Genomic DNA, 17,334 nt, shown 5'->3' on the forward strand with positions numbered 1-17,334 from the left:
CCATCAGGCCGTGATCAGGACTTGGCCATCAGACCGATGAAGCGGTCAAACAGGTAGGCGATGTCATTGGGACCGGGGCTGGCTTCCGGGTGACCCTGGAAGCAGAAAGCCGGCTTGTCGGTGCGGGCCAGGCCTTGCAGCGTGCCGTCGAACAAGCTGATGTGGGTGGCGCGCAGATTGGCGGGCAGGCTGTCAGCATCGACCGCAAAGCCGTGGTTCTGGCTGGTGATGCTGACGCGGCCGTTGTCCAGGTCCTTGACCGGATGGTTGCCGCCGTGGTGGCCGAACTTCATCTTGAAGGTCTTGGCGCCCGAGGCCAGGGCCATGATCTGGTGACCCAGGCAGATGCCGAAGGTCGGGATGCCGGCCTCAATCAGCTGCGCGGCGGCGGCAATCGCATAGTCGCAGGGCTGCGGGTCACCAGGGCCGTTGGACAGGAAAACACCGTCGGGCTCCAGACCGAACACGGCCGAAGCCGGAGTCTGAGCCGGCACCACGGTGATCTTGCAGCCGCGTTGGGCCAGCATGCGCAGGATGTTGCGCTTGACGCCGAAGTCATAGGCCACCACATGGAAGCGCGGCTGGCTGAGCTGGCCATAGCCCTTGCCCAGGGTCCATTCGGTTTCTGTCCAGCCATGCGCCTCGGGCGTGCTGACCACGCGGGCCAGGTCCTGCCCGGCCATGCTGGGCGCAGCTTGGGCCTTGGCCACGGCCTCAGCGATCAGGGCCTCGGTCACGAGCTGCCCCTCGGGCACGGCCAGGATGCAACCGTTTTGCGCCCCGGTCGTACGAAGCAAACGGGTCAGGCGGCGGGTGTCGATGTCGGCAATAGCGACCGTGCCTTCGTCGCGCAGATACTGCGCCAGGCTGCGAGTCTTGCGGAAGTTGGAATCAAGGATGGGCAATTCCTTGATGATCAAGCCAGCGGCATGGATCTTCGGGGCCTCGACATCCTCGTCATTGACGCCGTAGTTGCCGATGTGCGGATACGTGAGCGTCACGATCTGCCGGCAGTAGCTGGGGTCGGTGAGGATTTCCTGATAGCCGGTCATGGCGGTGTTGAACACCACCTCGCCGACTGTGTGACCGGCTGCGCCGATCGAGGTGCCTGTGAAGACCGTGCCGTCTGCCAGGGCGAGAATCGCTTTGGGGGTATGGAGCAGATCGGGCAGCACGGGGAACTCCGGTGAGGTGCGCACGCCCGGCTCTGCTCGTCCGACCGGCCCGGGTCGCAGATGGACCGGGCCGAGGAGCCTGAGTTCGGTGGAGAAACTGAAGCGAGTTTCGCTGGGGTGGCTGTGGTTGCGGGTAAACCTGCTGAGTATAACCGACCAGGGTTATCACCAAGCTCGGTTTTGCATACTTTGCGCAAATGACGGCATCAAGTCAGCCTTCGCCGGATGCCATGACCACCCTCAACCTCTGCGGAGCGCCGTCGAGAAACGAAGGCGCCCAAGCCCACTCAGGCCAAGGATGCGATGCCTGCACGCGCAATCTGCGCATCCTCGCTGGACTTGACGCCACTGACACCCACTGCACCGATGCAGTGGCCATCCATCAGCACCGGCACACCGCCTTCAAGCAAACCACTCAGGCCCGGCGCACTCAGAAAGGACACGCGGCCTTGGTTGATGATGTCTTCGTAGACCTTGGACTCGCGGCGGCCGAGCGCAGCCGTGTGGGCCTTGGCCGGAGCGATCTGGGCCGACACTGCAGGCGCACCGTCCAGGCGCTGCAACCACAGCAGATGGCCGCCGTCATCGACGATGGCGATGGTGACCGCCCATTGATGGGCCAATGCTTCAGCCTCGGCGGCTGCGGCCATGCGCTTGACGTCTTCCAGGCTCAGATACGGTTTTTGTTTCATGGTCTCTCTTGAATCGGGACGGGAAAGGCCGCACTTTAGCTCCATGGGCAGCGGGCATTCATGTGGCGGGCTGCAGTACTGACCTGACCCCGAAAGCCCGGCTGCGCGGACTCAAGTGCTGGCGCACAGCGAGCCAAGCCGGCAAGCGCTACATTTCGCCCAGAGTGACGCAATGAGACCTGCATGCGCCACACCACCGATGGATTGAACGACGGAGGACGCTTGAAATGAATGAAACCCTGCAAACCCAACTGAACGTAGGCCTGGGCCAAGGCCTGGCGGCCGAGCGCCAACGCGTGCTGCGCAACACCTACTGGCTGCTGGCCCTGTCCATGCTGCCCACCGTGCTGGGCGCCTGGGTGGGCGTGTCCACCGGCGTGATGGCGACCATGGGCACCGGCATGAGCCTGATCGTCTTCATGGTCGGCGCCTTCGGCTTGATGATGTTGGTCGAGAAGACCAAGAACAGCCGCACCGGCGTCTACGCCCTGCTCGCTTTCACCTTCTTCATGGGCCTGATGCTCTCGCGCCTGCTGGCTGCGGTGCTGGGCTTCAAGAACGGCGGCAGCCTGATCATGACCGCCTTTGGCGGCACCGGCGCCATCTTCTTTGCCATGGCCAGCCTGGCCACCGTGATCAAGCGCGACCTCTCCAGCATGGGCAAGTTCCTGTTCGTAGGCGCCGTCATCATGCTGGTCGCCGGCGTGGTGAATGTGTTCCTGCAGTCCTCGGCCCTGATGCTGACCCTGCTGGTGCTGTCCATGGCCGTGTTCTCAGCCTTCATGCTCTACGACATCAAGCGCGTGCTGGATGGCGGCGAGACCAACTACATCTCGGCCACCCTGGCCATCTACTTGGACCTCTACAACGTGTTCCAGAGCCTGCTTTCCCTGCTTGGCATTTTCGGCGGCGAGCGCGAATGAGCTGATGGACGGCGCTCAGTTTGGCGCCGCGCAGCACAAAACAAAAAAGGGCCCGCGGGCCCTTTTTCATTTGGCAGCAGCCTCAACCGCGCTTCAAACCACGTCGCGCTCAAACACAGCAATGCTCTCCACATGCGAGGTGTGCGGGAACATATTGACCGCACTGGCCGCCGTACAGCGATAGCCCGCCACATTGACCAGCAGGCCAGCATCACGCGCGAGCGTCGATGGATTGCAGGAGACGTAGACAATCCGGCGCGGCGGCGTCCAGCCGGGCGCCAGGCTCGGGTCCTGCGCAATGTCGGCCACTGCCTTGGCCAAGGCAAATGCGCCGTCGCGCGGCGGATCCACCAGCCATTTATCTGCCACACCGTCGGCCACCAGCAATTCAGGTGTCATCTCAAAGAGATTGCGGGCGACAAACGATGTCTTAGCCTCAAGCCCGTTGCGCCGCGCGTTCTCGCGCGAGCGCTGCACCAGGGTTTCGCTGCCTTCGATGCCCAGCACCTCGCGCGCTCGCGTAGCCAGCGGCAAGGTGAAATTTCCAAGGCCGCAGAACCAGTCGATCACCCGCTCATGCGACTGCACATCCAGCAAACGCAGGGCCCGCCCGACCAGCACCGCGTTGATATGCGGATTCACCTGGGTGAAATCGGTCGGCTTGAAGGGCATCAGCACGCCGAACTCGGGCAGACGGTAGGCCAACTCCGGGCCGCCTTCGTCCAGCAAATGAACCGTGTCCGGCCCCTTGGGCTGCAACCACCACTGCACCCCTTCATGCCGGGCAGCGAAGTCACGAAGGCGCGTCTTGTCAGCCTCCAGCAGCGGATTCAAATTGCGCAACACCAGGGCGATCACCTCATCACCCATGGCCAGCTCGATCTGCGGCAGACGATCGCGCTCGTCCATGCTGGCGATCAAATCACGCAAAGGCATCAGCAAATCGCTGACGCGCTGAGGTACCACCTTGCAGACCTGCATATCGGCCACATAGCGACTTTTCCGCTCATGGAAGCCGATCAAGACCTGACCCTTCTTGGGCACATAGCGGACCGAGAAGCGAGCCCGATAACGATAGCCCCAAGTGGGACCTTCGATCGGGCGAAGCAGCATCTCCGCCTTGACCTTGCCCAGATGCCAGAGGTTGTCCTCCACCACCCGCTGCTTGACCGCCACTTGGGCACTGGCGTGCAAATGCTGCATTTTGCAGCCACCACATGCTCCCGGGTGCAGGCCGAAATGCGGGCATCCGGGCGTCACTCGCTGAGAACTCTCACGACGCATTGCCGTCATGGTTCCCTGTTCCCAAGCGTTCTTCTTGCGGCCGGTGCTGACCTGAACCTGCTCACCAGGCAAAGCGCCCTCGATGAACACCACCTTGCCGTCTTCCTTGTGGGCCACGCCCTGGGCATCGAGGTCGAGCGACTCGACCGTCAGCCATTCTGTTTCTTGACTCATGCGCTGATTATCCCAGCCCTGAGCGCCGGTCCGGCAAGACTCAGAAGATCGAGTCCCGGTCGATGCCGTGCCGCATCATGTTGCGCTTGAGCTTGGCCAGAGCTTCGATCTGGATCTGGCGGATCCGCTCGCGAGTCAGCTTGAGTCGTACCGCCAGCACATCCAGGGTCTCGGGCTCGCGGTCAAACAAGCCAAATCGCCCGGCCAGCACCTCGCGTTCGCGCTCGTTCAGTGCAGCCATGCCGTGCACCAGCAACTCATCCAGCTCATGACTGAGACGCAGGCCCAAGGGGTCGACGGACTGCTCATCCGCGACCAGGTCCATCATCGACTCGCCGCCCTCCCCGTTGCGGTCGACCGGAGAGTCGAGCGAGCTGGGCAGTTCGGCGTAAGCCAGCAACTCGGACACTTCAGCCAAAGGTCGCCCCAATGCGGCGGCGATATCCTCTGCGCGCACCTGACCGGCGCCGCCGTTCTGGCTCTGCACCGCTTCAAGCGCACGCCGGGCCTTCAACACATGGTTGAGCTCGCGCACGATATGCACAGGCAGACGCACCAAGCGGGCCTGGTGCATCAAGGCACTTTCGATGCTCTGTCGGATCCACCAACTCGCGTAGGTGGAAAAACGAAAGCCTCGCTCGGGTTCGAATTTGCCGATGGCATGCATCAGGCCGAGATTGCCATCCTCAATCAGATCACTGAGCGGCAGCCCGCGACCCAGATAGTTCTTGGCAATGCTGACGACCAGACGCAGGTTGTGCTCGATCATGGCCTGGCGGGCCGAAAAATCACCGGCCCGCGCCTTCACGGCCGTCGCGAACTCCTGCTGGGGGCTGAGCAAGGGCGTGCGCCGGATATCGCGCAAATAGGCCTGCAGTGCATTGCCCACCTCGAGATCGCTGCCGGCTGCCAGGCCATGGCGCGAGGCCTGCGCCTCATCGTCTGTCGCTGCCGTGCCGAGCTCCCCGTGAAGCTCCATCACATCTCGCGGCGGCGGCAGCGCGTGCTCGCGCGCACCCGCAGAGGCTGAAGCATCAGAGACTACGGGCGGCGCGCTGCGTTTCATGGCGGGCTCACATTGAATGCGCCGGCCAACAGGAGGCTAGCGTGAGGGCAGGACCTTGGCGGGGTCGATCGGTTTGCCCAGCTTGCGCACTTCAAAATGCAGCTTGACCTGCTCGGCGTCGCTGGACCCCATTTCGGCGATCTTCTGGCCCTTGCGCACCGCCTGGTCTTCCTTGACCAGCAGGGTTTGGTTGTGCGCGTAGGCAGTCAGATAGGTTGCGTTGTGTTTGATGATGACCAGATTGCCGTAGCCGCGCAAGCCCGAACCTGCGTACACCACGCGCCCATCCGCTGCAGCCAGCACGGCATCCCCGCTCTTGCCGAAAAACGCCAGGCCCTTGTTGCGTTGCTCGTCAAACCCAGCGCCGACGGCGGTGCCGGTCGGCCAAGCCCAGCTGGGGTCTTCATCGGCGTCGCGAGCCGCTGCCGGCGCAGCTACGGCCGCACTCGCGCCTGCCGAAGCAGCGGAAGCTGAGGCCGTGGCCGCGCCTGGCGCCGTCGTCGATGCACCTCCTGCAGCCGCACCCGGCTTGGCGTCCAGCGGTCGCGATTCCACCTTGGCGCTGGTGATGGGCCGCGCCGCCACCGAAGCGGCGTCAACGCCCGGCGGCAGAACGCGCAAGACTTGACCCACCTCGATCAAATTGGGTTTGTCCAGACCATTCCACTTGCTCAGGTCCCGCCAGTTCTGGCCGTTATCCAAGGCGATGCGAATCAAAGTATCGCCGGGCCTGACGGTGTAATAGCCCGGTTTGCCGGCGTTCTCGGCGCCCGGCAAAGGCTTGCTCTCCGCCGCGGTCACAGGCGCGGCGGCCGGCACCGGCGCGCTCGCCGGCGTCGTCGTCTTGGCAGCTCCGCTGATCGGGCGCTCCTCCACCGGGGCCCGATTGAGGCTGGTCCCGCAAGCCGTCAAAGAAAGCAGGCCGCTGGCCAGCAAGAGCTTGATGGAGGGATGAATTGTCGGTTGCATGCGTCGCTGTAAGAGCTGGTGCGTTGGAAGGCTCCGCCCCTGCGGCCGGAGTCCAAGATCGCGAGGCGCACCCGGCGCCTCACATGACGCCTGATTTTAGGGGCACGAACAATACGGCCTCGTACTCGCTGCGCACAAAGCGCGAACGACCGGCCTCTGCCACATGATCGACACAGACCAACACCTGACCCCGCCCCCCCGGAGCGGCCATGGGGGCGATCAAACGCCCGCCGGGTGCCAGCTGCGCCAGCCAGGCTTCGGGCAGGTCCTCGCCACCGGCCGCGGCGACGATGCTGTCAAACGGTCCTCCGGCCGGCCAGCCGAGCCGACCGTCGCCGTAGATCAAACGCACCTGGCTCAGCTGCACGGCGGCCAAGTTCAGACGCGCCTTGTCATGCAGGGGCTTCAAGCGCTCGATGGAGACCAGGGCTTGCGAAAGCAGTGCCAACACAGCCGCCTGGTAGCCGCAGCCGGTGCCGATTTCCATGGTCCGCCCGAGGTGGCCATATTGGCGCGCCGACTGGCCGCCGAGCAGCAAAGCCGTCATGCGCCCGACGACCGAAGGCTTGGAGATGGTCTGCTCGTGGCCGATCGGCAGGCTGGTGTCTTCATAGGCCTGGATGGCCAAGGCGCTGTCGACAAACTCATGGCGCGGCACGCGTGCCATGGCCTCCAGGACACGCTCGTCGTGCAGGCCGTCGCGGCGCAGGCGTTGCACCATGCGCTGGCGAACCTTGACGGAATCCAGCCCCAGGCCACTGGGCGCCAGTTGGCGGGCGGCGTCCTGCGCGGCTTCGCGCAAATGGCGTTGGGGCATCAGCACTTCACGCGAAGCTGCACCACCATTGGCAGGGGCGCCCAAGCCGGCGCCGCCCATCTTGCCCAAAGGCAAAGGGAAGCGCTGCGGACGGGCGGCCGGCTTGCTGGCGCTCATGCAGAACGATCCAAACGCTGGGCCCAAGCTGCGAGCGCCGCATGGTGGGTCAGGTCGACCTGCAGCGGCGTCAGTGACACCATGCCATTGGCAGTGGCGTGGAAGTCGGTGCCTTCACCGGCCTCGCGCGCATCGCCGGCCGGGCCGATCCAGTAGATCGCTTCACCGCGCGGACTGATCTGTTTGATCACCGGCTCACTGGCATGGCGACGCCCCAGGCGCGTGACCCGGCGTGGCAGTGCGCTGGCGTCGGCACGGTTCGGAATATTCACATTGAGCAAGAAGGCAGGGCCCAAGCCGCCGGCGATCACCTGCTGGACCAAGTCGCGAGCCATGGCTGCGGCCGCATCCAGCTGCCCCCAGCCTTTGTCAACCTGGGAAAACGCAATCGAGGGAATGCCGAAGAGATAGCCCTCGGTGGCAGCAGCGACGGTGCCGGAGTAGAGGGTGTCGTCGCCCATATTGGCGCCGTTGTTGATGCCCGAAAGCACCAGGTCCGGGCGGTAATCGAGCAAGCCGGTCAAGGCAACGTGGACACAGTCCGAAGGGGTGCCGTTCACGTAGCGAAAGCCGTTGCTGGCCGTGAAGACCGACAGCGGCCGGCCCAGCGTCAGGGAGTTGGAGGTGCCACTGGCGTTCTGCTCAGGGGCGATGACCTCGATCTGCCCGAGTCCCTCGCACGCCTTCACCAGCGCATGCAAACCAGGGGCGAGGTAACCATCATCATTGGCGATCAATATGCGCATCGCCTCATTGTAGGCAAGCACTCGCCGGCACAAACCCAGCACAACCCTGAGCCGCACAATCCAGCGAACTCCCAAGACGGACAGTTTTCCCGCACCGAAGCGGCCTTCACCCGAGCAAACCCTAGGTCCAGACTCCAGCGGCTTTGCAACAAGACGTTAGCCAAGCGCAAACACGGACGCATCAAAGGGCCGCGAAGCTCGGATGTAAGCTAGGATGGAATTTGTGCTGAACTTCTCACTATGGCCGTCAAAGTACTGATCATCGAAGACAACCCGGTTGCCCGGAGCTTTCTGTGCCGCGTCGTGCGAGAGAGCTTCAGTGATCCCATGGAGATTTCCGAGGCCGGTGACCTGGAAGGCGCGCGACGACACATCGCCCAGCTGGCGCAAACCGACCCCGAGGCTTGCTTCCGTTTGGTGCTGGTGGACTTGGAGCTGCCCGACGGCAATGGCATGGAGCTGCTGGCCGAGATGGCCGGTACCGCTGCGCTCAAGATCGTCACCACCCTCTATTCCGACGACGACCATTTATTCCCGGCCCTGCAATGCGGCGCCGACGGCTATCTGCTCAAGGAAGACCGCTTTGAAGTGCTGGTCGAAGAGCTGCAGCGCATCGTGCGTGGCCAACCGCCGCTCTCGCCCGCCATTGCACGCCGACTGCTCTCGCACTTCCGCCCCAGCTCCAGCGGCGACAGCGGCCCCATGGCCCTGAATTCCGGTTTTGGCGCCCTGTCCTCGTCCAGCACCTTTGCCGCTGGCCGCGGCGTGGTCCTGGACCCGCCACCGGAGTGGGAGCGCCTGACACCGCGCGAAAGCGAGGTACTGACCTACCTCAGCAAGGGCTTCACCATCAAGGAAATCGCCAACTTGATGGGCATCAAGTGGTTCACCGTGAATGACCACATCAAGTCCATCTACAAAAAGCTCAATGTATCCAGCCGCGCTGAAGCTGCCGTGCTGGCGAGCAAGCAAGGCCTGGTCTGAGCAGGCCCGGCAGCCGCTGAGCTGTCAGGGAAGCAGCAGCAAGCGCAGGTCGCGCCGCAGCTGAGCCTCGTTACCGCTGAAATCTCGCGCCAGCACCCGCAGCACATACTCTCCGGCGGGCAGCGTCTCTAGCCCCGAGCTAGCGCTTTCACTGCGACCATCGCGCACCAAGCTGCCCAGCTGATAGCGGAAACGAGTCACCGCGCTGCCGTGCACGGTCACACCACTGCGGGCTGCGTAAGCCATCTTGACGGCCTTGTCATCGACCGGCAGGCGCGTGAAATCCAGCAGCATGCGCGGCTGTTCAAAGCCCGCCACGGGTCGGCCATCCGCCTGCAAGAGCTGATAGCCCAAGGCCTGCAGCCCAAGGCGACGCCGCTCTTCATTGCCATCGACCTGATCCCAGGCATCGACCACCAGCTGCAGACCGGATCGTGCCGAGGGCAGAACCAGGCGACCACGATCTTGTGCCTGCAAACGGCGCCCGGCGGCATCCGCAATCTCGACCGCCTCAATCATGGGCGGCTGCTGGTCGCTGAAACCCAGAAAACCCAGTTGCAAGGGGTTGCGGTGGTAGCCACCCGTGCCCAGATTGATGTGGACATGGGCCATGGGATTGATGCTGCCCAGCGCATCGCCAGCCGTGAAGCGCGTGCCGCGGCGGACACGAATGCGCTCGGGGCGCCCCGCGGCATCGAGCACCAGCTGGAACTGACGCGCATTGAACAGATGGCCGCGCTTGTCTCGGCCGACCCGGATATGGATATAGCTCAGGCGATCCAGGGCCAGGCCCTCCGCATTGCTGCCATAGGCCCAGTTGGCCAAGGGGCTGCTGACCTTGGCATCGGCCATGGCGACCACGGTTTCGCCGACATCGCCGCGCACATCGAGCCCTTCGTGCAGATGATCGCGCGCGTCACCCCCTGAGCGCCCACGCACCTCGCCCGGTGTGCCCACCACCTCATGCCAGCTCCCTTGCGGCAACAGGGGCCAGCGCCCCTCCGTGCGAGGCAGCGCCAGATCCGGCGCAGGCCCGACGTCGGGCCGCGGTGCCAGCTCATCATCAGTCTGGCCCGTTTCCGACCGCCAGCTCAAGCGATGCAAGCGGTAGGACGCCGCGTCCGACACCAAGAGCTCGCCGCTCGGCATCAAGGCCAGGCCCGCCGGTCTGGCCAGATGCGCTTGCGGGCCACCGCTGAGCCGGTGCACTCGGCCATCGGGCGCAATCTGCAAGAGAGCACCACGCCGCAGCACACCGACGTACAAGAAGCCATCATGGCTCCGAGTCAGGCTCAAGGGTCGGCGCAGCAGTTCCTGTTCATCGTCATCCTTGCCCCTCACAAAGGTGCTGACCATGCCGTCAGGCTGCACCACGCGCACCGCATCGTTGCGGCTGTCCAGCACCCACACCCGGTCCTCGGCATCGACCACCAAGGCCGTGGGCGTGTCAAAACGAGCTTTGGCTCCGGGACCGTCCTGCTCACCCGGCCAGGCACTGCCGGCCAAGGTGCGCACTTCACCTAGCGGGCTGATGACCCGAATCCGGTCGTTGTAGCTGTCGGCCACATAGACCGAACCGTCGCGCCCGACGGCCACGCCCAAAGGCCCATTGAAGCGAGCCTGAGCCGCAGGGCCATCGCGAAAGCCGGGCTGGCCATTGCCAGCCAAGGTCCTGACCTCACCCTGAGGACTGATCTTGCGAATCGCATGGTTGCCGGTGTCCGCCACATAGAGATTGCCCTGGGCATCGAGCGCCAGACCCGAGGGCGTGTGGAAGGCGGCCTCAGCAGCCGGGCCGTCGCGAAAGCCCTCCTCGCCTCCGGCGTAGCTTGTGAGCTGCCCGTCAGGTGAGAGCCGCAAGATGCGATTACTGTCGCCGCCGTCGCTGATATAGACCAGCCCCCGCGCATCGACAGCCAAACCATAGGGGTCGGCAAAACGAGCTTGCCGACGATGACCTTCACGCAAACCGGCATGGCCGTCACCCGCCCACAACTCGAGGCGAGCCGCAGCGCCGAACTCGCTGGCCGGTGGTTCCGGAGGCAGGTCGGGGGCGATCGGAGTGCTTGCGTCGGCGGCCGGCAGCGCAGCATGGCCGGCAGCGTCGCCACCTGCAAGCGCAGGCCGGTGGCGCTGCAGCTTGATCACGGCCAAGCCCAGTACCAACAGGGCGGCGAGTACCAGGGTCAGGGCGAAGAGTCGAGACTTGAAGAAAGCGGGCACAGGAAAGGCAAGATCTGGTCAGAGGCATGCAATTAGCAGCAACGCCGATGGGCGCCGCCACATGCGGGCCCGCATCCTATGCCATGGCGCGCGGTATGCGGCTTCAGCGCTTTTTCTTATTCTTCGGGTCGATCTGCCCCAAGGCTTCCATGGCCTTCTCGCGGCGGGCCGCTTTCTTCTCGTCCATGCGTTGCATGGCCTTGCGCTGTGTGTAGCCGGTGCCGTCGGCCCAGGCCCACCAGGCGACGGCCAAGCCAAATGGCGACAAGACCAAGAGCCAGCTGCTGCTGGCCACCGGCTCGATGCCCGCCCACTTCAGCAGCACTGCCAGAACACCCAAGACCAAAAACAACATAGAGAGAAACCCCTTGCACACGCAGGCCAGCGGCAATCGTCAACACTACAATTCCGGCAGCACTGGTTGGCCTGAACTGTAGAACACAAAGCCAGCCGGAATCTGCGGAATCACCCCTTTGTCTGCCCTCGAAAGGAAGTCATGAAATTCGCACTGATCCTGGCCGCCGTGGCCACCGCTGCCGCCGCACCTGCAGCCTTCGCCAACGCTGAATTGGCACAGAAGAAGAACTGCATGGCCTGCCACGCCGTCGACAAGAAACTGGTGGGCCCGGCCTACAAAGATGTGGCGGCCAAGTACGCCAAGGACAAGGACGCCGCCACCAAGCTGGCTGACAAGATCGTCAAGGGTGGCGCCGGTGTCTGGGGCCCCGTGCCCATGCCCGCCAACACGCAAGTGAGCGCGGCAGAAGCCAAGCAGCTGGCAACCTGGGTGCTGAGCACCAAGTGAAGCAGCTTGACTGAAGGGCGCAAGCCCATTCAGCCATGAAAAACAGGCCCCGCGGGGCCTGTTTGTATTTCCAAGAGCCAGCTTCGCTCAGCACGCCTGACCCAATTGTTCATGAAGGGCTGGGCCGCCTCCGCGCTTTCGCAAGGCTTGAGCTACTGCGTCAGTAGGCCTGACCCTTTGCTCAAGAATGGCCAAATTTTGGTGCTCCCCCACATCGCTGTGCGATATGAGTGAGCCCCGAACCCGACCGGCGGCTGCGCCGACCTAACGCTGTCGCGCGACTTCTTGATCCCCTGGGTCAGTAGGCCTGACCCAGTTGCTCAAGAATGGCCGGGTTCTCCAAGGTGCTGGTGTCCTGGGTGACGGCTTCTCCCTTGGCGACCGAGCGCAGCAGGCGGCGCATGATCTTGCCGGAACGGGTCTTGGGCAGGTTGTCACCGAAGCGAATGTCTTTGGGTTTGGCGATCGGGCCGATTTCCTTGGCCACCCAATCGCGCAAGGTCTTGGCGATCGCCTTGGCCTCGTCGCCGCTGGGACGCGGACGCTTGAGCACAACGAAGGCACAGATGGCCTCGCCGGTGGTGTCGTCGGGGCGACCGACCACGGCCGCTTCCGCCACCAACTCGGTGCAACTGACCAGGGCCGACTCAATCTCCATTGTGCCCATGCGGTGACCGGACACGTTCAGCACATCGTCGATGCGGCCAGTGATGGTGAAGTAACCCGTGTCGGCGTCGCGGATGGCCCCGTCGCCAGCCAGGTAGTAGCCGCGCAACTCGCTCGGGTAATAGCTCTTCTTGAAACGCTCGGGGTCGTTCCAGATGGTGCGAATCATCGACGGCCAGGGCTTCTTGACCACCAGGATGCCGCCCTGCCCGTTGGGCACGTCATTGCCGAGTTCATCGACGATGGCAGTGGTGATACCCGGGAAGGGCAAGGTGCAGGAACCCGGGACCAGCGGCGTCGCACCCGGCAGCGGCGTGATCATGTGACCACCGGTCTCGGTCTGCCAGAAGGTGTCGACGATGGGGCAACGGCCGCCGCCAACATGCTTGTGGTACCACTCCCAGGCGGCCGGGTTGATGGGCTCACCGACCGAACCCAGCAAGCGCAGGCTGCTCAGGTCATAACGATCCGGATGCACGGCTTCATTGGTCTCAGCCGCCTTGATCAGCGAACGAATCGCGGTCGGCGCGGTGTAGAAAATCGAGACCTTGTGCTTCTCAATCATCTTCCAGAAGCGACCCGCATCCGGGTAGGTGGGCACGCCCTCGAAGACGATCTCGGTGCCACCCAGTGCCAGCGGGCCATAGGTGATGTAGCTGTGGCCGGTGACCCAGCCAATGTCGGCCGTGCACCAGAAGACATCGTCATCTTTCAGGTCAAAGGTCCACTTGGTGGTCAGTGCCGCATGCAGCAGATAGCCGCCGCTGGAATGCTGCACGCCCTTGGGCTTGCCGGTCGAGCCCGAGGTGTAGAGCAAGAACAGCGGATGCTCGGCCTCCACCCATTCGGGCTCGCAGACGGTGGACTGACCGGCCAGCAGCTCGTGCAGCCAGTGGTCGCGCCCTTCGACCCAGGCGATCTTGCCGCCGGTGCGCTGATAGACGATCACATCCTTCAAGGTCGGGCAGCTGCCGTCGGCAAATGCCTCGTCCACGATGGCCTTGAGCGGCAAGGCCTTGCCGCCACGCAGCTGCTCGTCGGCGGTGATGACCATGACTGCGCCGGCGTCCTGCACGCGGTCGCGCAGGCTCTGCGCCGAGAAGCCGCCGAACACCACCGAGTGAGTGGCGCCGATGCGCGCGCAGGCCTGCATGGCCGCCACGCCTTCCACCGACATGGACATGTAGATGACGACGCGGTCACCCTTCTTCACGCCACGTGACTTCAGCACATTGGCAAGCTGGGCCGTCTTGGCCAGCAGTTCGCTGTAGGTGACCTTGGTGACCGCGCCATCATCGGCTTCAAAAATGATGGCGACCTTGTTGCCCAGGCCGCGCTCGACATTGCGGTCCAGACAGTTGTAGGAGACATTCAGGCGGCCGTCCTCGAACCACTTGAAGAACGGTGCTTCGCTGTCGTTGAGCACCTTGGTGAACGGCGTCTGCCAGCTCACGAACTCGCGTGCCAGACGGGCCCAATAGCCTTCGTAATCGGCCTCGCTCTCGGCCACCAGGGCCTGATAGGCTGCCATTCCCTTGATATGGGCCTGCTCTTGCCAGGCAGCGCTGGGCAGGTACGCTTGTGTCTCGCTCATGAACTTGTCTCCTCGGGAGGGCTTGATTGCAAACTGTGCGAATGTTTGCAACTGTGCGTCTTGTCTCTGACGAAGCGCTTACTCTAGCGCGGTAACTCAGCGTACCGCCGGCTGACGTTGTCACCGTGTCTTCACCTCGCACCAGCGCCTCACCCATAGAATCGCGCCAGTTCGAACCGACCACCGAGTACAAACCCTATGAGCACCCCGTCGCGCCCTTTGCGCCCCTTGCCCAACATCATCTTTGCCAGCCGCTGGCTGCAGCTGCCCCTGTACCTGGGCCTGATCCTGGCGCAAGCCGTCTATGTCTTCCAGTTCTGGACCGAACTGGTCCATCTGATTGAAGCCGCTTTCGGCAATCAGGATGCACTGGGCATGCTGGTCAAGAGCATCGGCTACAAGGCCACGGCCATCAAGGACGCGGCCGGTGCGGTGACCGGCTACGAGCCGATTGCCAAGCTCAACGAAACCATCCTGATGTTGGTGGTGCTGGGCCTGATCGATGTGGTGATGATCTCCAACCTGCTGATCATGGTGATCGTCGGCGGCTACGAGACCTTTGTCTCGCGCATGGGCCTGGAAGACCACCCCGACCAGCCCGAATGGCTGAGCCATGTCAACGCCTCGGTGCTCAAGGTCAAGCTGGCGACAGCCATCATCGGCATCTCGTCCATCCACCTGCTCAAAACCTTCATCAACGCCGACAATTACAGCGAGAAGACGCTGATGTGGCAGACCCTGATTCACATCGCCTTCCTGTTCTCGGCGATCGCGATTGCCTACACCGACAAGCTACTCAACAGCAGCCATGGTCAGGCCGCCAAGCACTGAAGCGAAGCCGCAGCGCTGGAATGGAAAAGCCGCTCCTCGTGAGCGGCTGTTTTCTTTGCAGGTCCCGCGCCGGTCAGTCACCAAGCCGGAAGGTATGAACTACTTCAGCCAGACGCACGGCCTGCTCCTTGAGGCTCTCGGCGGCGGCGGCAGACTGTTCGACCAGGGCGGCATTCTGCTGCGTCATCTGGTCCAGTTGCAACACCGAAGTGTTGACCTCGCCGATGCCACTGGACTGGGCTTCAGCAGCCGAAGAGATGTCACCGATGATGTCAGACACCTTCTGCACGCTGGCCACGATCTCGCTCATGGTGCGGCCAGCATCGGCTACCAGGCGGGTGCCCCCCTCGACCTTGTCCACCGAGGCGCCGATCAAGGTCTTGATCTCGCGCGCAGCCTGGGCGCTGCGCTGAGCCAAGGAACGCACTTCGCTCGCCACCACCGCAAACCCCCGCCCCTGATCGCCGGCCCGGGCCGCTTCCACCGCGGCATTCAAGGCAAGGATGTTGGTCTGGAAGGCGATGCTGTCGATCACACCGATGATGTCGCCGATCTTGCGCGAGCTGGTGTTGATGTCCTCCATGGTGCTGACCACCTGGCCCACGACCACACCGCCGCGTGCCGCCACCTCCGCGGCCGAGGCCGCCAAGCGATTGGCCTCGCCGGCCGAACTGGCCGAGTGCTTGACGTTGCCCGTCAGGTGGTCCATCGAGGAAGCCGTCTGCTGCAAATTGGAAGCCGCTAACTCGGTGCGCGTGCTGAGGTCCTGATTGCCCTGGGCGATCTCGGCACTGGCGGTTCGGATGGACTCGCTGGAAGCCATGACCGTGCGCAGGGAATGACCGAGCTGCACGGCCATGGCGCCGAGTGCGCGCATCAAGTCACCCACTTCGTCCTGGCGCTGGCTGTTGGCATCAATGGTCAGATTGCCGGCTGCCACCTCACTGGCCAGATCTGCCGCTCGCCGCAGTTCGGCAGTCAAGGCCCTTTGCATCAGCCAGGACGCCGTCACAGCCAGCACACCACAGATCAGACCCAAGGCACCCAGGCCCCAGGCAATGCGATTGGAGGTGCGGTCGGCAGTGTTCATGCTCTCCGTGGCGAACTCCTCGGCATGCTCGACCACGGCATTCATCTGCGCGGCCAGGGCATTGAAGGTGGCATCGCCCTCCTGCATGGAGGCCACTCCGATGTTGGGGTCCATGGTGGCCAGATCCAGGGCCGAGTCGGCCTGCTTCAGGTACTTGTCGATCAGCACGCCCAGCTTCGCGGCGGCGGACTTGACGTCCTCGTCGGCAGCCGGCGAATCCCCCAGGGCTTGGGTGACCCGCTTCACGCCCGCCAGCTGCCGAACCAGGTCATCACGCACGTTCTTGACCTTGGCCTCGTCCAGAGAGGCAATGATGGTCAAAGTCCGGTAGACGCTGGCATGAACCAGGGCCAGTTGCTCCCGCGAACTGGTCAGGGTGCGGAAGACATCTTTCTGGGCCTCAAAGCTGGCGCGATTCTCGGTCGCCGCTCGACTCAGGAAGACGGCGTTGATCTGCCCGGTGCCGAACACGATGACCGCGGTCAGCAGTGGGGCAGCGAGCAATTTGCTTGCGAGTTTCATAAGACTCCCTGGGGAAGAAACACATGGTGCTGGCAGGCTTTGTTCTGTTTATTTGTAAATGCCGCCGCACACCACCGTGTCTTCGAGCCGCTCGCAATACATGCTCTTGGGCTCGATTTTCTTGTTCTCCGGGTTGGTGAACTTGTAGTCCTGCCAAAAGCTGGGCTTGGCTTTGCCCAACTCGACGCGCTCCTTGACGAAGGCCTTGCCGTCCACATCCTTCAACTCGATCAGGTTCTTGCCGACCATCTTGATATTGGCGCCATGGGCATGGACGGTACCGTCCAGGCCGTAGACCACCAGGTAAAGGTCCTCGAAGCTGAACTGGCCACCTTTGACGGATATCTCGCTATAGCCCTTGTCCTTGCCTTCCTTCTTGATGAAGGCCACACCCTTCTTGACCATGGCCACAGCCTGTTCGGGTGTGGCACCGCCTTCAGCCGCAAGGGCCGGGCGCGGCAACAGCGCTGAGAAAGCCAGTAAAGCCGGCGCGACCAAGCCCATCAAGAGGGCCGGCGCGGCTGAGGCCGCGAGGGAGCGCTGGGCAGCGTGGACAGGCAAGGATTTCATAGCGGGTTCCTTTTCTGAGAGCGAGCGAATGAACGAAGACAAGGTCCTTGGGACGCGATTGCAGCGCGGGCGTATGACATGCACCC

16 protein-coding genes are annotated in these 17,334 nt (G+C 63.5%); 4 read left to right on the plus strand and 12 right to left on the minus strand.

Annotated features, from left to right (window positions below; genetic code table 11):
• Positions 1-14: 14 nt before the first annotated feature.
• Both carA and LNV28_RS16980 read right to left on the minus strand, forming a co-directional pair.
• On the minus strand, positions 15-1,199 hold the full coding sequence (carA, locus tag LNV28_RS16975; RefSeq protein ID WP_411969989.1) for a glutamine-hydrolyzing carbamoyl-phosphate synthase small subunit: 1,185 nt from the start codon (positions 1,197-1,199) through the stop codon (positions 15-17).
• 263 nt (positions 1,200-1,462) lie between these two features.
• Positions 1,463-1,867, minus strand: coding sequence for a GlcG/HbpS family heme-binding protein (locus tag LNV28_RS16980; RefSeq protein WP_263517519.1), 405 nt, complete (start codon positions 1,865-1,867; stop codon positions 1,463-1,465).
• 227 nt (positions 1,868-2,094) lie between these two features.
• Between LNV28_RS16980 and LNV28_RS16985 the strand changes: the two genes are divergently transcribed.
• The gene (locus tag LNV28_RS16985; protein WP_263517520.1) at positions 2,095-2,790 is read left to right on the plus strand and encodes a Bax inhibitor-1/YccA family protein; all 696 of its coding nucleotides are present in this window, start codon (positions 2,095-2,097) and stop codon (positions 2,788-2,790) included.
• A gap of 93 nt (positions 2,791-2,883) precedes the next feature.
• On the opposite strand, the gene rlmD is transcribed toward LNV28_RS16985, so the two are convergent.
• From rlmD to surE, 5 genes are all read right to left on the minus strand, one after another.
• Entirely contained in the window at positions 2,884-4,248 is a 1,365-nt protein-coding gene (rlmD, locus tag LNV28_RS16990) for a 23S rRNA (uracil(1939)-C(5))-methyltransferase RlmD (RefSeq protein WP_263517521.1), read from the minus strand.
• Between the two features lie 40 nt (positions 4,249-4,288).
• Positions 4,289-5,314, minus strand: coding sequence for an RNA polymerase sigma factor RpoS (gene rpoS, locus LNV28_RS16995; RefSeq protein WP_263517522.1), 1,026 nt, complete (start codon positions 5,312-5,314; stop codon positions 4,289-4,291).
• 36 nt (positions 5,315-5,350) lie between these two features.
• On the minus strand, positions 5,351-6,283 hold the full coding sequence (locus LNV28_RS17000; RefSeq protein ID WP_263517523.1) for a peptidoglycan DD-metalloendopeptidase family protein: 933 nt from the start codon (positions 6,281-6,283) through the stop codon (positions 5,351-5,353).
• A 79-nt stretch (positions 6,284-6,362) separates the two neighbouring features.
• Positions 6,363-7,217: a protein-L-isoaspartate(D-aspartate) O-methyltransferase gene (locus LNV28_RS17005; RefSeq protein WP_263517524.1), complete on the minus strand. Its 855-nt coding sequence runs from the start codon at positions 7,215-7,217 to the stop codon at positions 6,363-6,365.
• The gene (gene surE / locus LNV28_RS17010; protein ID WP_263517525.1) at positions 7,214-7,963 is read right to left on the minus strand and encodes a 5'/3'-nucleotidase SurE; all 750 of its coding nucleotides are present in this window, start codon (positions 7,961-7,963) and stop codon (positions 7,214-7,216) included. The genes LNV28_RS17005 and surE overlap by 4 nt, the downstream gene beginning before the upstream one ends.
• Positions 7,964-8,203: 240 nt before the next feature.
• On the opposite strand from surE, the gene LNV28_RS17015 reads away from it, so the two are divergent.
• Positions 8,204-8,947: a LuxR C-terminal-related transcriptional regulator gene (locus tag LNV28_RS17015; RefSeq protein ID WP_263517526.1), complete on the plus strand. Its 744-nt coding sequence runs from the start codon at positions 8,204-8,206 to the stop codon at positions 8,945-8,947.
• A gap of 24 nt (positions 8,948-8,971) precedes the next feature.
• On the opposite strand, the gene LNV28_RS17020 is transcribed toward LNV28_RS17015, so the two are convergent.
• Positions 8,972-11,170, minus strand: a complete 2,199-nt coding sequence (locus tag LNV28_RS17020; RefSeq protein WP_263517527.1) for an NHL repeat-containing protein — start codon at positions 11,168-11,170, stop codon at positions 8,972-8,974.
• 103 nt (positions 11,171-11,273) lie between these two features.
• The gene (locus LNV28_RS17025; RefSeq protein WP_263517528.1) at positions 11,274-11,525 is read right to left on the minus strand and encodes a TIGR04438 family Trp-rich protein; all 252 of its coding nucleotides are present in this window, start codon (positions 11,523-11,525) and stop codon (positions 11,274-11,276) included.
• 141 nt (positions 11,526-11,666) lie between these two features.
• On the opposite strand from LNV28_RS17025, the gene LNV28_RS17030 reads away from it, so the two are divergent.
• Positions 11,667-11,975 carry a c-type cytochrome gene (locus LNV28_RS17030; protein ID WP_263517529.1) on the plus strand — a complete coding sequence of 103 codons (309 nt, stop codon included), beginning with the start codon at positions 11,667-11,669 and terminating at the stop codon, positions 11,973-11,975.
• 298 nt (positions 11,976-12,273) lie between these two features.
• On the opposite strand, the gene acs is transcribed toward LNV28_RS17030, so the two are convergent.
• The gene (acs, locus tag LNV28_RS17035) at positions 12,274-14,235 is read right to left on the minus strand and encodes an acetate--CoA ligase (RefSeq protein WP_263517530.1); all 1,962 of its coding nucleotides are present in this window, start codon (positions 14,233-14,235) and stop codon (positions 12,274-12,276) included.
• 198 nt (positions 14,236-14,433) lie between these two features.
• Between acs and LNV28_RS17040 the strand changes: the two genes are divergently transcribed.
• Complete coding sequence (locus LNV28_RS17040; protein WP_263517531.1) at positions 14,434-15,066, plus strand: TIGR00645 family protein; 633 nt, start codon at positions 14,434-14,436, stop codon at positions 15,064-15,066.
• A 73-nt stretch (positions 15,067-15,139) separates the two neighbouring features.
• Here the strand turns inward: LNV28_RS17040 and LNV28_RS17045 are convergent, their stop codons facing one another.
• A complete protein-coding gene (locus tag LNV28_RS17045) occupies positions 15,140-16,678 on the minus strand; it encodes a methyl-accepting chemotaxis protein (RefSeq protein ID WP_263517532.1) in 1,539 nt (512 codons plus the stop codon).
• 48 nt (positions 16,679-16,726) lie between these two features.
• Entirely contained in the window at positions 16,727-17,248 is a 522-nt protein-coding gene (locus LNV28_RS17050; RefSeq protein WP_263517533.1) for a cache domain-containing protein, read from the minus strand.
• Positions 17,249-17,334 lie beyond the last annotated feature (86 nt).

Source organism: Paucibacter sp. DJ2R-2 (assembly GCF_025717675.1).
Lineage (GTDB): Bacteria > Pseudomonadota > Gammaproteobacteria > Burkholderiales > Burkholderiaceae_C > Paucibacter_A.

Bases quoted from the DNA above. Each gene is read 5' to 3' on its own strand.
- LNV28_RS16980 (WP_263517519.1), bottom strand. From the start codon at position 1,867: ATGAAACAAAAACCGTATCTGAGCCTGGAAGACGTCAAGCGCATGGCC.
- LNV28_RS16985 (WP_263517520.1), top strand. From the start codon at position 2,095: ATGAATGAAACCCTGCAAACCCAACTGAACGTAGGCCTGGGCCAAGGC.
- rlmD (WP_263517521.1), bottom strand. From the start codon at position 4,248: ATGAGTCAAGAAACAGAATGGCTGACGGTCGAGTCGCTCGACCTCGAT.
- rpoS (WP_263517522.1), bottom strand. From the start codon at position 5,314: ATGAAACGCAGCGCGCCGCCCGTAGTCTCTGATGCTTCAGCCTCTGCG.
- LNV28_RS17000 (WP_263517523.1), bottom strand. From the start codon at position 6,283: ATGCAACCGACAATTCATCCCTCCATCAAGCTCTTGCTGGCCAGCGGC.
- LNV28_RS17005 (WP_263517524.1), bottom strand. From the start codon at position 7,217: ATGAGCGCCAGCAAGCCGGCCGCCCGTCCGCAGCGCTTCCCTTTGCCT.
- surE (WP_263517525.1), bottom strand. From the start codon at position 7,963: ATGCGCATATTGATCGCCAATGATGATGGTTACCTCGCCCCTGGTTTG.
- LNV28_RS17015 (WP_263517526.1), top strand. From the start codon at position 8,204: ATGGCCGTCAAAGTACTGATCATCGAAGACAACCCGGTTGCCCGGAGC.
- LNV28_RS17025 (WP_263517528.1), bottom strand. From the start codon at position 11,525: ATGTTGTTTTTGGTCTTGGGTGTTCTGGCAGTGCTGCTGAAGTGGGCG.
- LNV28_RS17030 (WP_263517529.1), top strand. From the start codon at position 11,667: ATGAAATTCGCACTGATCCTGGCCGCCGTGGCCACCGCTGCCGCCGCA.
- acs (WP_263517530.1), bottom strand. From the start codon at position 14,235: ATGAGCGAGACACAAGCGTACCTGCCCAGCGCTGCCTGGCAAGAGCAG.
- LNV28_RS17040 (WP_263517531.1), top strand. From the start codon at position 14,434: ATGAGCACCCCGTCGCGCCCTTTGCGCCCCTTGCCCAACATCATCTTT.
- LNV28_RS17045 (WP_263517532.1), bottom strand. From the start codon at position 16,678: ATGAAACTCGCAAGCAAATTGCTCGCTGCCCCACTGCTGACCGCGGTC.
- LNV28_RS17050 (WP_263517533.1), bottom strand. From the start codon at position 17,248: ATGAAATCCTTGCCTGTCCACGCTGCCCAGCGCTCCCTCGCGGCCTCA.